We start from the raw sequence: 14,803 nt of genomic DNA on the forward strand, positions 1-14,803 counted from the left end.
CAGGGAGCACAGAGACAAGATAAAAATATTTTGATTTTCTCTGTGTAGCGAAGCGCTTTGTGCGCGGTACCCGTTTACCTCTGTGGTGCAATATCTTTTTGCTTGAATCTCAAAGCTGCTCTTACCCGACTCGAGTCAACCAATTGTGGGTGTCTGGTGCTTTGCCCCACTGAATATCATTCAGAGCTTGGCGCAACTTTTGAGTCGTTGGGCCGTGTTCACCCGAACCAACAGCGTGTTCTTTTCCATCATGGATAAGGGTGCCAACAGAGGTGAGCACTGCTGCTGTACCAGAAAGCGCCGCTTCAACCTTAGGTTTAGCCGCTCTTGTTAATAACTCATCAACGGATAACTGTGTTTCCGTGACTTTCATACCCATATCAGCTGCAAGCGTCAAAATTGAACTTCGGGTCACGCCATGTAAAAAAGTGGAGTCCAACGCTTTAGTTATGATTTCGTTACCGTCTATTAATAAGAAATTCGCAGCGCCTGTTTCTTGCACATCACCACCTGGACAAAACAATATTTGGTCAGCTTGCACATCGCGTTTTGCGGCTAAGATTGGACCCAGTGCACTGGCATAGTTACCACCACTTTTGATCATGCCCATGTGCGGTGCGCAGCGCATACCTGTTTCATCGAGTAACACTCTGAGTGGTTTTGCTCCGCCCGCAAAGTAATCACCTACCGGCGAAATCAATACATACAACATTGAACTGTTACTTGGGGCCGCGGCTTTGCCAATGGCTGCTTCGGTACCTATGTGAGTCGGGCGGATATACATAGAGCCAGGAGGCTCAGGAATATCGGCACTATATTGTCCCACTATGTTTAAAATCATCTTAGAGACTTGGGTTTGGTCAATATCGGGTAATGACAACAAACGGCTGCTTTGGTCAAAACGTTGAATATTTTGATCCATGCGAAAAACGTGGATGCTGCCGTCAGCATGTTTAAAGGCCTTTAAACCTTCAAAACAGGTGCTGGAATAATGCAAAACATGGGCACCGGGATGTAATTGAATACTGTCAGATGCAACTATAGTTGCTTCATTCCACTGATTATTTTCAAAGCTAGTGAACGCCATATGAGGCATAAACACTGTACCAAAAGCCGCCATGATAATTTCCTAAATTGTTATGTTTTTAATTATGTTGTATGGGATTAGTCGCAGTTATTAATTTGCACTAACTCGCTGAATTCCAACATTCAATTGCTTGTTTAACTGTAAACTTACCTTCCAACAGTGCTCGCCCTAAAATAACGCCACTGACTTTAGTCGGTTTGAGCACTGCAATATCGTTTAGATTACCAATGCCACCAGAGGCTTGCCAACCTACAGTGGGAAATTGTTTAGTCATCTCGGTGTAAAGTTGATGATTCGCTCCTTGCAAAGTGCCGTCACGGCTGATGTCTGTGCAAAGCACATGTTTAGCGCCCACAGATAAAAAGTCTTGTAACAAGGCTTCAATCGACACGCCTGAGTTTTCTTGCCAACCATGGGTAGCAATAAATTTATTGCCGGACTCATCAATATTAATGTCTAGGGCTAACACTATGGCTTCTGCGCCATATTTTGTGATCCAGCTTTTAACTAGTTCTGGCTCTTTCACTGCTAATGAACCAATCACCACACGTTTTACGCCGATTTCTAAAAGCTGAGCCACATCGTCTTCACTACGAATACCGCCACCTGCTTGGAATTGCATACGCCCAGTCGCCACCATTTTACCTATCAGCTCTAGCTGACGTTTGCTGGTATCTTTGGCGCCTGTTAGGTCAACAATGTGTAACCACTTCGCCCCTTGGTCGGCATAACTTTGCGCTACATCGATAGGATCGAGTTTGTATTCGGTTTTTTGTTCATAGTCGCCTTGGTATAAGCGCACTACTGAACCTTCTATTAAATCTATGGCTGGGATGATCATATCTTGTCTCTTAACCTTTTCTATTACTCGGTCTTTATAAATCGATAAAGTTTTTCAAAAGTTGTGCCCCTGCATCACTTGAACGCTCAGGGTGAAATTGCACACCAAAAAAGTTGTCTTTGTGAATTGCGGCTGAAAAATCCATTCCATACTGACAACTGGCCATTGTATATTTGGACACCGCTACTGCAAAACTATGCACAAAATAAAAGTAACTACCGGCTTCAATTCCTTTAAATAAAGGCGCGTCACCAACAGGGGTTACGGTATTCCAGCCCATGTGTGGTAAACGTAAATCACCAACTTGCATACGTTTCACTTGTCCGGGGATCAAACTCAAACAAGGCGTGCTGTCGCTGAGGCTTTCTTCCGATTTTTCAACCATCAACTGCATACCCAAACAAATACCCAATACAGGTTGAGTCAGCCCTTGAATACAGCTGACCAGTTGTTTCTTCTGGATACTGGCCATGGCGGCATTGGCACTGCCAACACCAGGTAAAAATACTTTGTCGGCTTTTTTAATAATGGCCAGATCATCGCTTACTGTGACGGGTATGCCTAAACGTTCAACAGCAAACTTTACCGATGAAATATTTGCGCAGCCTGTATTTACTATCACAATTTGTTGCGCGGCCATGATTACAAGGCTCCTTTACTACTTGGCAAAGCTTCACCTTGTTTATGAATAGCCTGGCGCAGCGCACGACCAAATACTTTAAACAAACTTTCGACTTGGTGATGAGCATTGCCTTCAGTGGTCGAAAGGTGCAACGATAACCCCATTGACTGGGCGATGGAGTAGAAAAAATGCGGCACCATTTCAGTGGCCATTTCGCCTACTTGGTCACGGCTAAATTCAGCATCAAATTTTAAATGTGGGCGGTTGGATATATCCATAATACATTCAGCGCGGCACTCATCCATTGGCAAGGCAAAACCAAAACGGCCTATGCCACGTTTGTCGCCTAAGGCTTTCTTAAGGGCTTCGCCAAGGGCCAAAGCGGTATCTTCGACGCTGTGATGATCGTCAATATGCAAATCGCCGTCTACCGTTAGGGTAAGCTCAAATCCACCGTGTGTGGCAATTTGATCCAGCATATGGTCAAAAAATCCAAGCCCCGTTTCTATAGTCGATTTAGCACTAGAGTCCAAGTCTACTGTGACATTGATATTGGTTTCAGAGGTTTTACGTACCACAGTGGCGACACGAGTCGAGGCTAATAATTGCTTTTCAATGGCTTGCCAGTTCAAACTGTCGCGACTGTACTTAATACCAACAATGCCCATGTTTTCCGCTAGCTGAATATCAGTATCGCGATCGCCAATCACAAAAGAGCGAGTAAAATCGACTTTGCCTTGTTGCAAATACTCTTTCACTAAACCCAGTTTAGGCTTGCGGCAGGTGCAGTTATCACTATCAAAATGTGGGCAAATCAATACATCGTCAAAGATCACCCCTTGGCTAGTAAAAATATCCATCATTTTATTATGAGCTAAATCAAAATCGGCTTGTGGAAAACTATCTGTGCCTAAACCATCTTGGTTCGAGACCATCACTAAACGAAAGCCATTTTGCTGCAGTTTAAGCAGCACTGGCAGAACCTGTGGTTCAAAGACGAGTTTTTCTAGGGTATCGAGTTGTTTGTCTATGGCTGGCTCTTCAACCAAAGTACCGTCACGATCAATAAAAAGAATAGCTTGCTGGCTCATGCTGATTTTTCCTGCTGTGTAAAAAAGCTGGCCATTAACGCTAGCAATTTTTCATTTTGTTGTTGGGTGCCAAGGGTAATACGTAGGCAATTATCTAAGTTAATTTGTTTAGATTGGTCACGAATCAGTACCGCGTTTGCCACCAAATAGTCCATTAGTGATTGTTTTTGCGGGTGACGAAACAAGATAAAGTTGGCTTTATCGTCGCCGACTAATTCCAGTGCCGGAAACTGACTTAGTTGCTGCTTGACCCATTGTTTTTGTTGTTGCAAATATTCGACTTGCTCGGCCATTTGTTTGAGCCCGTTTTGACTCAAGGCTTGTGCAGCAACTTGTGCGACAGGCTCAGGCACAGGGTAGGGGGCAATCACTTTCATGATGCTTTGAATCACTTCGCTGTTGGCTAAGGTAAAACCACAGCGTAAACCTGCTAAGGCAAAGGCTTTAGATAAGGTGCGTAAAATCACTAAGTTAGGGTAGTGAGCAAGTTCTTTTGACCAAGTATTGTTAGCATCGAATTCAATATAAGCTTCGTCAACTACTACTAAGGCAGAGTCCGCAAAGTGAGCTAATATTTGTTTTAACTGGGCTTTGCCTATGGACGTACCAGTAGGGTTATTGGGAGAACAAATAAACACTAAGTTCACTTTCCCTTGGTAAGCACAAAGTGCAGGCATATCTAAAGAAAAATCGTCATTTAAAGGTGCCTTTTCGATACCCACATTGCAGGTTTCAGCACTGATGGCATACATGCCATATGTAGGTGGGCAGATTAAAATGCTGTCTTTGCCCGGCGTGCAAAATGTACGAATAAGTAACTCAATACCTTCGTCTGCTCCACGACTTATCAATAACTGATCAGCTTGCACGCCAGCATATTCTGCGTAGGGCAATAATACCTTTGGCGGCTGGCAATCTGGATAACGGTTAAAGTGTGCCGTGTTAATGTTAAAATCATTGGCAAAAGGCGACTCATTGGCATTTAGCCAAGTTTCGCTATCACTATCACCGCCAGCAAAAATACGCCTTGCCGATTCATAAGGTTTTAAAGCCTTTAGGTTTTCGCAAATTAATTTATCGACTAAATCGCTCATGATGCATCATTCTCTAACTGTTCGGCTTCCAATCGTAATTTAACTGCCTGCCTATGGGCATCTAACCCTTCAGCATCCGCTAAATCCATAATGGCATTGCCGATATTTTGTAAGCCTTGATAACTCAATTCTTGCACTGTGTAACGTCGCATAAAATCGGCTAATCCTAAGCTAGAATAATTTCGGGCGTAGCCGTAAGTTGGCAATACGTGATTAGTACCACTGGCGTAATCACCTGCAGACTCTGGTGACCATTGGCCAACAAATATCGAACCGGCATTGGTTAACTTATCCAAGCTGTCTCGGGCATTTTCAATTTGAACTATAAGGTGCTCTGGTGCATAGGCATTACTGACTTCAAAGGCTTGCTCTAGAGTTTCCGTCAAAATATAACGACTGTGTTTTACCGCTTGTTCTGCAATTGTTTTGCGACTTAATGTTTCTAACTGCAAAGTCACTTGTTGTTGCACTGCTTCGATTAAGTTCGCACTGTTTGATACTAAAACAGCTTGGGAGTCTGTGCCATGTTCGGCTTGTGACAATAAATCGGCTGCCACAAAAACAGGGTTAGCCTGTGCATCGGCAATCACTAATACTTCCGACGGGCCTGCTGGCATGTCAATCGCTGGGCCTGCCGGAATACGGCTGACTTGTTGTTTGGCTTCAGTGACATAACTGTTGCCCGGTCCAAATATCTTATCGACTTTAGCAATACTTTCAGTGCCAAGGGCTAAAGCAGCAATAGCTTGGGCGCCACCTACCAAGTAAATTTCGTCAATGCCACATAAGCTTGCCGCGTAACGAATTTCAACGGCTATTTGCCCTTCTTTATTGGGAGGGGTGCAGAGGACTTTTCGAGCACAACCAGCAACCTGAGCCGTTGCTCCCAACATTAATACAGTTGAAGGTAAGGGCGCTGTCCCGCCGGGTATATATAACCCAACTGAAGCTAAGGGCGCATGTTTAAGTTCACAGACTACGCCAGGAGTGGTTTCAACTACCACATCGTCGGGGTATTGAGCCTGATGGAAATCTTTGATATTGGCGTAGGCTTGATCAATAGCCCATTTCACTTCAGATTTAAGTTCGCTGGCAAAACTGCTAAGTGTTGCATCACTGAATCGCAAACACTCTAATTTAGCGCCATCAAAACGTTCAGTAAATGCCAACAGTGCTTTATCACCTTGCTGTTTCACTTGCTGAATGATGTCTGCAACCGTATCACTCAGGACTTGGCTATCAGAAAGCGCCGGTCTGCTTAGCAGTTCAGCTTGTTCATTTGGGTTAAGTTTTGCCCATACTTGCATGACTATTTGGCCTCTTACCTAATTTGTTACGTTTGCCTTAAGACATCATCTTTTCAATTGGCATCACCAAAATGGAACTACAACCCAAGGCTTTAAGTTTTTCCATGGTTTCCCAAAACAGGGTTTCAGGGCTCACCACGTGGATCGCAACTAAGTTGTCATTTCCAGCAAGGGGCAGCACAGTAGGGTTTTCAGAGCCTGGTAGTAAACTTTTTACTTGCTCTAAGTAAGCTTTAGGCGCATGTAACATGATGTACTTACTTTCTTTAGCCTGAGTTACGCCGTCCATACGGGGTAACATTTTACTAATCAGTGCTTGTTTGGCTTCTGGCATATCGCCGCCACGTTGAATAAAGACCGCTTTTGAAACAAATATTTCGTCGGCTTCTTGTAAACCATTGGCTTCAAGGGTGGCACCTGTAGATACCAAATCACATATTGCATCGGCAACACCCGCTCGGGGGGCTACTTCAACAGAGCCTGTTAACATAACGGTACTGGCTTCTATGTTCTTTTCTTTGAAAAAACGTTCAAGTAAATAAGGATAAGTGGTTGCGACTTTTTTGCCTCGTAGCGACTCTAATCCCTGATAATTCATCTCGTTAGGAACGGCAATAGATAACCGGCAACCACCATAATCTAAACGTCTAAGCTCAATATACTCAGCTTTTTTACCGGCAGCTTGGCGTTCTAGCATTTTTTCTTCTAACTCGTTTTGACCGATAAAACCTAAATCAACCACACCGTCCATAACTAATCCTGGGATGTCATCGTCACGTACCAGTAGCAAATCAATAGGTTGGTTAGTTGAATGAGCTATCAATAAGCGATCGCGAATTTGTAATTTGATGCCAATGGCTTTTAATAAAGAGATGCTATCGTCACTTAATCGTCCCGACTTTTGTACGGCAATACGTAATCTATTGTTATCACTCATGTTTATTTCCAATCCTATTTTAAATTTATAACTTAATCTGCAATTGTTCAGTAACTAACCCGACCCAAATGAAAAACCCCCGAAAGATGCCTTCCGGGGGTTTAGAGTGAGTCTGCGCCGCTAGAAGGATTCAATAGACCTTCCAGCAAATACCTGAAAGGTTAAGCTATATGATGATGGACGACTGCTTTCAAGGTAATGTTCATAATTTTAGGTTCTTCTAAATCACTGCGCTTCAATGGCGCATACATTATGCAATCGGTCTGATTAATGCAAGAATATTTCCGATGAAAGTAGTGGCTTTCTTACAATTAAATCAACTAAGTTAGTTAACAACTAGTAGATTGAATGTTTTGTGAACAAAGTTGTCTTAATAATGTTAAATTTTATTTATTAACTAAGGAGACGTTATGACTAGCGATCTTTTGTTCTCAATACTACCTCGCGAGGGCAAAGTACCAATTGCCCACGATAGCCAAAAAGTGGCTCAAATTGATAAACAAGAACAATTAAAAGCCTTAAGTGATGAAGAAAAAGAACTTAAAGGTGAAGAGCGAGAAGCGAGAAAAAAACAACAACAGCAAAATAAAAGTGAGCAGGGCGAAGAACAAAAGCCTAATCCTGATAGCGCAGAGCATAAAGATGAAAAAACGGATCAAAAGAAACCCAAAGGGCCAAAACACTTAGATATTTATGTGTAACTAATTTTTGTACAGCATATTAGCTTGCCCTGTTTTTTATGGTTTTTGCTATTGGGTGAAGTTAAAAGCAGTTATTTTATATTTGCCAAACGTTCAATGATAACTTTGTGCTGCGGAAATTGACTGAGTAATTCGTCTTGACTTACGTCTATCATGTCTTCCATTTCCCATCCTGGCGCGACCGCTTCACTTACCAAACCAAAGGTTCCTGATGTGAGTTCTGCTGCTTTGTAGGTGCCGCCTGGTACTGCAAGTTGCAACTGCTGGCCATTCAATATGTCCGGGCCTACCACTACCTTTTTATATTCTCCATCAGGGTAAATCATATGGTAAGTAATAGGCGCGCCTAAATGATAAAACTCGATACCATCTGAATGTTTAGTATGAAAATGATCGATATTGTTGTTGTCAGTTAACATGTAATAGATAGCCGTCATGGTAGTGCGATCGCCACGGGCCGTGGTGACTTTGTCTCTATGCTCGGCTTTAAAGGTTTGGCGAAAATAGCCGCCTTCGAAGTGATGTTCCAAATTTAATTGGGTTATCACTTGTTCTTTGGTCAGAGCTTCAGTTTTGGGAGGTGAATTTTGATTATTCATTTGGTTTATTTCTCAGTATTTTTACAATTCGACTATATACGATTTCTGCTAAATTCCAGTTATAGCCATCAAAGTTGGCGGTATTATTAAATTGAATCACCACAGTGTCGATATCTTTGTGATATTCAGCGAAGCTTTGATAGCCAACTAGTAGACCTGTGTGTTTGTAAACGTAAATAGATGAATAGATTGCTTGTTCTCCTTCATTAAATACTGAGCCATCGTTTAAGGCTCTTATGAATTTTCCCACATCTTCTGCCGTGGCTAACATTAGCCCTGTATCTTCGGTTTTAAAGTCTTCCTCAACGCCCACATAATATCCACTCATTACTTGGTCTATATCCACTTCACTTAAAGAGCCAAAAGTGTTTTTCAGGCCAAGGGGAATGAGTATTTCCTCTTTGATATATTGTTGATGTGGATACCCCACAACTTTATCAATGAGATCTGAAATCAACATATAATTGGTGTTTGAGTAGCCATAACCTTCACCGGGCTCAAAGTCAGCGGGTAAATCAAGTGCGTAATTTAGCGTTTCTTGTTTGTTTTTGGGTGGTTTACTCCAAAATTCAGGATGGTCTACAAAATTAGGGATGCCGCTGCGATGCTGTACCATCATTCTCAAAGTGATCTTTTCGGCATTTTCAATTCTACCTAGCAGTTCTGGAAAATAATCAGCAAGTGTCTTGTCCAAAGATAAACGTTCGGCTTTGACTAATTTAGCGGTAGCAACAGCCACATATAACTTGGTGATACTGGCAATTTTGAAGATGGCTTGAGGGTAGGCGGGTATTTTATTCTTTCTATCATGCCAGCCTGCGGCATAAAACTCTGCTGGCTTTCCAGCTTGATTTACATAAACAATGATCCCATCAAAGTCATGGTCTAAGGCATCAAGTACTTGTTCTTGAACGGTAGCGGGCAGGGGCATTAACCACGCCCAAACTAACACCCATGGCACAAAGAACATGGAAATAAAGGTACTAGAAAATAACACTATTCTGAATATTCGTTTGGTTTGATTTTTCTGCATTTTATCTCAGTTCCCTTGGCTTTTAGTAAATCTCAAGAATAGCCTTACAAATTTTGATTTTTATACTATAACCACTACGGTATTTGAAATGGTTGGATGAGAAACAGGTTTTGATAAATGCTGTGTGGTACATCCAATTGTCAGGCCAATTAGCGTTTTTGTATTGTTAATGTATGCTAAATAGTATGGCATATCGATTGCCAAAGTTTAATTCTATAGTGAGGGCGAGTTACCCAATACGTATTTCTAATCATTTACTGGTTTGGCCAATTTTGTAAGGTCAAGTAGGAGGAGAAAATGCAGAAAATTAGTAACCTAGATACACTAAAACTTTTTGAAAGTGCACATATAGGAGTGGTTATTCATACGTGGGACACATCAATCGTTTATGCCAATCCACAAGCATTAAACTTACTTAGACTGACCTATGAACAAATCATAGGTAAGGACTCATATGACAGCCAGTGGCATTTTATTGATGACCAGTATCAAAGGCTAGCTACAAAAGATTATCCAGTTAACCGGGTTGTAGTAGGCGACCGAATTCAGAATAAAGTGCTGGGCGTGATTGATGGTTCAAAAGAAAGAATTTCATGGTTAATGGTCAATGCGTATGCGGAACATGGTTTAGACGATACAGGATTTGTTGTGGTGACTTTTATTGATGTCACTGATAGTCGCCAGGGTTTTTCATTTGAGCAAATAGTAGAAAACGCCCAAGACATAGTGGTAGTGACAGAGTCCGATAAAATAAAAGCGCCTTTAGGTCCTAAGATTGTTTATGTCAATAAAGCCTTTGAGAAACTAACTGGATATAGCAAAGAAGAAATAAAAGGCGAAACTCCACGTATATTACAAGGTTCGTTAACTGATAAAGAGGGGTGCAAGAAAATTCATGATGCCCTTGTTGAAAAAAAGCCGGTTGCCGAGACATTATTAAACTACTCAAAGACTGGTCAGCCTTATTGGTTAGATATCAACATCATTCCCCTTTTTGATCGAAACGGTGAGGTTACACATTTTGCTGCAATTGAGCGGGATGTAACTGAAAATCGATTTCACTTAGAACAACTAAAAAAACGCAATGAAGATTTAAAACTGTTAAAAGATGAATTAAAACACCTAGTTGAGGAAAGAACGCGAGAGTTGCAGCAAGCTAACGAAAAGCTGGCCTTGTTGGCGTATTTTGATCCCTTAACACAAATTCCCAATCGACGTTATTTTATTGATCAAACGACCCGCTTAATCCATTTTTGCCAGCGCCATGAGTATATTTTGGCAATTGGTATATTGGATATTGATGATTTTAAATTGGTAAATGATAAACATGGACATGATGTGGGAGACGAAGTACTGAGTGCTTTAGGTGGCAATCTAAAAAAATTCTTCCGTCTGGATGACGCGTATTGTAGGTGGGGAGGCGAAGAGTTTGCATTTGCAGTGGTATCCACAGACGTTAAAAGTATGGAGAAGTTATGCCAACGGCTACTTAAAGTCATCAACGAAATGACAATTTCTTGCAGCAATGGTTTCGAATTTAGTATTAACGTGAGCATTGGTGTGTGTATGCGTCAGGCGGATCCAAATGAGTCTCTGGATACCTATATGAAAATTGCTGATGACGCGCTGTATAATGCAAAATCTAAAGGTAAAAATAGAGTGAGTTTTTCTACTGATATCAATTAAGAAAGTCAATTTTTTTGTATCAAAGACGCTATCTAACCACTTTTGGAATGTTATCTTTGTTCAGTCAATAGGGGGAGCTGTTATGGGGATTTAGAAATGACTGCATCTATTGCAAGTCGACTCTTGTATAATCAGCAATGTATAGAAACTTTATAGCAACACTATATCAAGCAAAATCTGCAATTCTAATAAAAGCCTGAAATATATTAGGTGAATAAGAGTAATTAAAATGAAAAAAACCTTCGTTCTGTCTCACCCAAAAATCAAATTACCGAGGCTAGTGGACTCTATCAAACATGAAGTGAAAAAATACCTTAGGCGCCAAAGAAACAAAACACTGCCAGATGGTGCTGACTTTTGGGATTTTGACTGTCGATTTGGAGCAGACAAAGATAATGCCCAAGCGATCCATCTTGGAAACGTTAAGCAGCATATTGATGAAGCCGAAAAAAATGCGTTACCGTCATTTTACTTGGAAATTCTCGCCAAACCTGGATTTAAAAATGACAGCCAATAAACCGCTGACTTGTAATAATTCAAACTAGTCATCAGTCCTTATTGTTAATGACTCTCTCAATATTTTTACTAGACCCAGTAAACCCCGTTTGTATTTAGATGCTGCCGATTAGGGGGGAGCCCTTATTTTGGAGCTTCTTAATGTCGAACGCTACTTTTATTCTGATTTGTGAATTCACTGGTATTTTTCAGGTTTTTGTCACCTTAACTGTATGCAGGTTAATCGAAGCAATTTAACCGAAAACGTGCATGAATGTCTCAGAAGTATCGACTCTATCCAGCTGAGTTATTAGGAGGAAAATAGCTTAGATGGATGTATTAACTAAGCTATTTTTTCAGCAGAGTGTTGCGTTAATTGTTCATGTAGATAAAAAAGACAAGGCACTAAGTGCACACCTTAAAGCTAGTGCATAATTTTTAAGCCAGTGCTTGAATTTCGGCTAGGGCTAGTTCAATCTCTTTTTCATTGTTAAGTAATGAAGGGGCGAATCTAGCGTAACTTATTCGGTAGGGTGTGCTACTCATAATAATGCCTTTGTTGTGCATGATTTTTACTACCGCCTCAGGTTCTATTCCATTAACGTCAAAACACACTAGCCCTGATGACAATTCACTACTGTTAGGGGTGTAGAGATTCACATGGGACATTTTTGCTAAGCCCTGTTTGGTTTGTTGATTTAATTGATGAATACGTTTTTGCACATTGGCCTTGCCTAGTTGCAAATGTAGTTTAAACGCTTCGGGCAATGCCCAGCGATGTTCAAAGGAGTGAAACCCACCCGGTGACATGTGTTCACCTACAGGGACTTGGTCTTGTGTCATGCCTCCCATCCATACCTCGTAAGAGGCGCTAAAACTGGGTATAACAGGTTCACTTTGCGACCAGCCTTTGTCATTACCCCAAATTACCCCTGTGCCCCGAGGACCGAAAATCCATTTGTGTGTGCCTGCGATAAAAAAGTCGCAACCCAACTCGCTAATATCCTGATCTTCAATTCCAAAACCGTGAACACCGTCGACACAAAATAAAATTTGTTGATTGGCTTTGCGCCGTTGGTTAAGTTTGCCAATGGTGTCAGCCATAGCCCGAATGGGTAGCTTGACGCCAGTTGAAGAGTGCACCCAAGTGGCTACAAACACTCGGGTATTACTGGTTATTCCAGCTTCGACGCGTTTAATTACATCGTCTACGCTAACACTTGCTGGATCATCGTATAAGGTTATTCGGTTAACTTTGGCTCCGGTACGATTGGCGCGGTGTGCCAAAGACATATCAGTAGAATAGTGATCATGAACAGTCTGTAATACCTCATCTCCAGGCTGCAATTTTAAACCACTGTAAACTAGGCCTAGTCCCATAGTTGTGCTGTCGGTGAGAGCAATATTCTCAGCCTTACCACCCATGTATTGTGCTGCAGATATAGAGATATCTCGGTCGATAGTTAAAAAATGTTCATGCCAATAATCTGAAGGATTTTCATCAAATGCCAGCCGGTGTTTTTCGATAGCGTCGGATACAGGTTTTGGATGCGAGGCCAGCAAAAAAGTCGAAAGTTGTATATATTTGCGGGTCAACGGAAACATATTACGTAAAGCAGTCCAGTCGCCTGGTTGTATGGCGGGATTGGTAACGGCTGAATCAGGCGATGCCTTAAGTATTGTGCTAGGTAATAAAAGACTGGCGCCCACACTCAATCCCATTCGGTTTAAAAATTCACGTCTTAACATTGATATTTTCCTTTTTATTGTTGTTTGTATGCATAGCCAACAAACCTTCCTTAACGTTTTATTTTTAGTCAACTACCGCGCCAGCTGAGGCTATGTCAGTAAAGTGATGTAATCTAGTGTAGTGTAGAGATCTTAAATACGCCTTTTTCTAAAAAGCTTATATTTGTCTTTGGGCAATTGTTTAATTAAAAACATATTTTGGCTGGCTATCTGGGGACTTAATTCTTAGTAATAAGGTTGCCAAAGAAAAGCGACATGATCGAAACGTAAAATCACCCAATACGGAATATTAGAATTTTATTGGAGAGTAAAGTTTTGTAATAAAAGTGCGTTTAATTTCGATAATTTTTATTAACGAAACCCTTATATTTAACGACATTTATAAGATGGATAACTTTCTTTAAGCTCTAAAATAAACAAAGTCAGCATAAAGCCAATTGCAACTAGAAGACTCTAAGTAAAGGCCGCTAATAACATGTCAAAAACATAAGAAGGCTTGTATGCTGATTGCTGTTTTTTCAAGGTATAGAGGTTCCCACCACAGTACGCATATTCTTTTAGTCATACTTGGTATATGTTGTTAAATACAAAAAAGCACCTATCTAAAAAGGTGCTTTTTACTCTTTGTGGGTAACAATCCAAAACTAATTTTTGAAACGGCGATATCCCAAACCTAATAAAACCAATGCAAAAATGGATAATGTAGAGGGCTCAGGTACCTCTCTTAGGTTACCCGCAGTATACTGACTTTGCTCAACAGTAACGCTAAGATTGGCAATATCATATTGTCCTAAAAAATTAGCCTGTGTATCACCAAATATCACGTTGAAACCGAAACCACCTTGAGGCGCTCCAGTGCCTACACCTGCTGCACCTACTCCAGGGCCGCCAAACAATACAACATTGTCACTAAAGTCTGCCAAAGTCACGTTAGCACCATCTTTTTGCAAATACTGGCTATTCACGCCAGCCGTGCCACTGCCAAGTAGCCAATCCAAGCTCCCGGGATTATATTCAAAAATTTTCCATTCATTACGAGTTTGGAAATCTGTGCCCATGTAAACATTTTCAGAGGAAATGATTGCATAATTAGTACCGTCTGTTACCCATATATTTAGATAGGGGTGAGCGCCTGTTGCACCAGGAGACGTTGTCCAATCAGCGGTATTAAACATGTTTAGCTGAAAACCGTTCAATGCAGACGTACCATATCCTACTTTTTGCCCGCCCCGCGGGGTTGATGCAGAAAATCCGTCTCCTGCTGCGTTTTCGATGATGCTCATATCAGCATCAAATGGCGCGACGATAGTTCCGTTGTTATTACGAATATAGAAAGTTTCAAAATCAATCACTGTGGCACTTGCTGGCATCACTAAACTCATCAACAGTATCGCCAAACAATATGTTTTGGTATTGCGCATTTTATATTTTCCTTAATTAGTTAAGAGTCGACCCATATCAATAAACAATATTCAATCGGCTCAGAAAAGTCAGTTACCGCATAATCGTTGATTCAAATCCAACATTTACATGACTAACTTTCCTAATTAGCACATATCGA

At 41.2% G+C, this 14,803-nt stretch carries 14 protein-coding genes and 1 other annotated feature; of the genes, 3 read left to right on the plus strand and 11 right to left on the minus strand.

Features of this window, described 5'->3' with window-relative positions; translation table 11 throughout:
* Positions 1-121: 121 nt before the first annotated feature.
* The 7 genes from AAC000_RS20465 to hisG form a co-directional block, all read right to left on the minus strand.
* A complete protein-coding gene (locus AAC000_RS20465; protein ID WP_339725446.1) occupies positions 122-1,120 on the minus strand; it encodes a branched-chain amino acid aminotransferase in 999 nt (332 codons plus the stop codon).
* A gap of 67 nt (positions 1,121-1,187) precedes the next feature.
* The gene (gene hisA / locus AAC000_RS20470; protein ID WP_339725448.1) at positions 1,188-1,928 is read right to left on the minus strand and encodes a 1-(5-phosphoribosyl)-5-[(5-phosphoribosylamino)methylideneamino]imidazole-4-carboxamide isomerase; all 741 of its coding nucleotides are present in this window, start codon (positions 1,926-1,928) and stop codon (positions 1,188-1,190) included.
* A 34-nt stretch (positions 1,929-1,962) separates the two neighbouring features.
* The gene (hisH, locus tag AAC000_RS20475) at positions 1,963-2,568 is read right to left on the minus strand and encodes an imidazole glycerol phosphate synthase subunit HisH (RefSeq protein WP_339725450.1); all 606 of its coding nucleotides are present in this window, start codon (positions 2,566-2,568) and stop codon (positions 1,963-1,965) included.
* Between the two features lie 2 nt (positions 2,569-2,570).
* Positions 2,571-3,641 carry a bifunctional histidinol-phosphatase/imidazoleglycerol-phosphate dehydratase HisB gene (gene hisB / locus AAC000_RS20480; RefSeq protein ID WP_339725451.1) on the minus strand — a complete coding sequence of 357 codons (1,071 nt, stop codon included), beginning with the start codon at positions 3,639-3,641 and terminating at the stop codon, positions 2,571-2,573.
* Entirely contained in the window at positions 3,638-4,735 is a 1,098-nt protein-coding gene (gene hisC / locus AAC000_RS20485; RefSeq protein WP_339725453.1) for a histidinol-phosphate transaminase, read from the minus strand. Before hisC ends, hisB begins: the two co-directional genes overlap by 4 nt.
* Positions 4,732-6,042: a histidinol dehydrogenase gene (gene hisD, locus AAC000_RS20490; RefSeq protein WP_339725455.1), complete on the minus strand. Its 1,311-nt coding sequence runs from the start codon at positions 6,040-6,042 to the stop codon at positions 4,732-4,734. The genes hisC and hisD overlap by 4 nt, the downstream gene beginning before the upstream one ends.
* A 37-nt stretch (positions 6,043-6,079) precedes the next feature.
* Entirely contained in the window at positions 6,080-6,979 is a 900-nt protein-coding gene (hisG, locus tag AAC000_RS20495) for an ATP phosphoribosyltransferase (RefSeq protein ID WP_339725457.1), read from the minus strand.
* Positions 6,980-7,049: 70 nt separating this feature from the next.
* Positions 7,050-7,159 (minus strand) — a sequence feature (His leader region).
* 230 nt (positions 7,160-7,389) lie between these two features.
* Between hisG and AAC000_RS20500 the strand changes: the two genes are divergently transcribed.
* Positions 7,390-7,680: a hypothetical protein gene (locus AAC000_RS20500; protein WP_339725458.1), complete on the plus strand. Its 291-nt coding sequence runs from the start codon at positions 7,390-7,392 to the stop codon at positions 7,678-7,680.
* Positions 7,681-7,751: 71 nt separating this feature from the next.
* On the opposite strand, the gene AAC000_RS20505 is transcribed toward AAC000_RS20500, so the two are convergent.
* Entirely contained in the window at positions 7,752-8,279 is a 528-nt protein-coding gene (locus AAC000_RS20505; RefSeq protein WP_339725459.1) for a cupin domain-containing protein, read from the minus strand.
* Entirely contained in the window at positions 8,272-9,312 is a 1,041-nt protein-coding gene (locus AAC000_RS20510) for a serine hydrolase domain-containing protein (protein ID WP_339725460.1), read from the minus strand. The genes AAC000_RS20505 and AAC000_RS20510 overlap by 8 nt, the downstream gene beginning before the upstream one ends.
* Positions 9,313-9,609: 297 nt before the next feature.
* Between AAC000_RS20510 and AAC000_RS20515 the strand changes: the two genes are divergently transcribed.
* On the plus strand, positions 9,610-10,998 hold the full coding sequence (locus AAC000_RS20515) for a diguanylate cyclase (RefSeq protein WP_339725461.1): 1,389 nt from the start codon (positions 9,610-9,612) through the stop codon (positions 10,996-10,998).
* Positions 10,999-11,227: 229 nt separating this feature from the next.
* On the plus strand, positions 11,228-11,515 hold the full coding sequence (locus AAC000_RS20520) for a DUF6172 family protein (protein WP_339725462.1): 288 nt from the start codon (positions 11,228-11,230) through the stop codon (positions 11,513-11,515).
* 416 nt (positions 11,516-11,931) lie between these two features.
* Here AAC000_RS20520 and AAC000_RS20525 read toward each other — a convergent pair whose 3' ends face one another.
* Together AAC000_RS20525 and AAC000_RS20530 are read right to left on the minus strand one after the other, a co-directional pair.
* A complete protein-coding gene (locus tag AAC000_RS20525) occupies positions 11,932-13,242 on the minus strand; it encodes an aminotransferase class V-fold PLP-dependent enzyme (protein WP_339725463.1) in 1,311 nt (436 codons plus the stop codon).
* Positions 13,243-13,886: 644 nt separating this feature from the next.
* Positions 13,887-14,663, minus strand: a complete 777-nt coding sequence (locus AAC000_RS20530; protein WP_339725464.1) for a PEP-CTERM sorting domain-containing protein — start codon at positions 14,661-14,663, stop codon at positions 13,887-13,889.
* Between the last annotated feature and the right edge of the window lie 140 nt (positions 14,664-14,803).

Source organism: uncultured Paraglaciecola sp., from assembly GCF_963977085.1.
Taxonomy (GTDB): Bacteria; Pseudomonadota; Gammaproteobacteria; order Enterobacterales; family Alteromonadaceae; genus Paraglaciecola.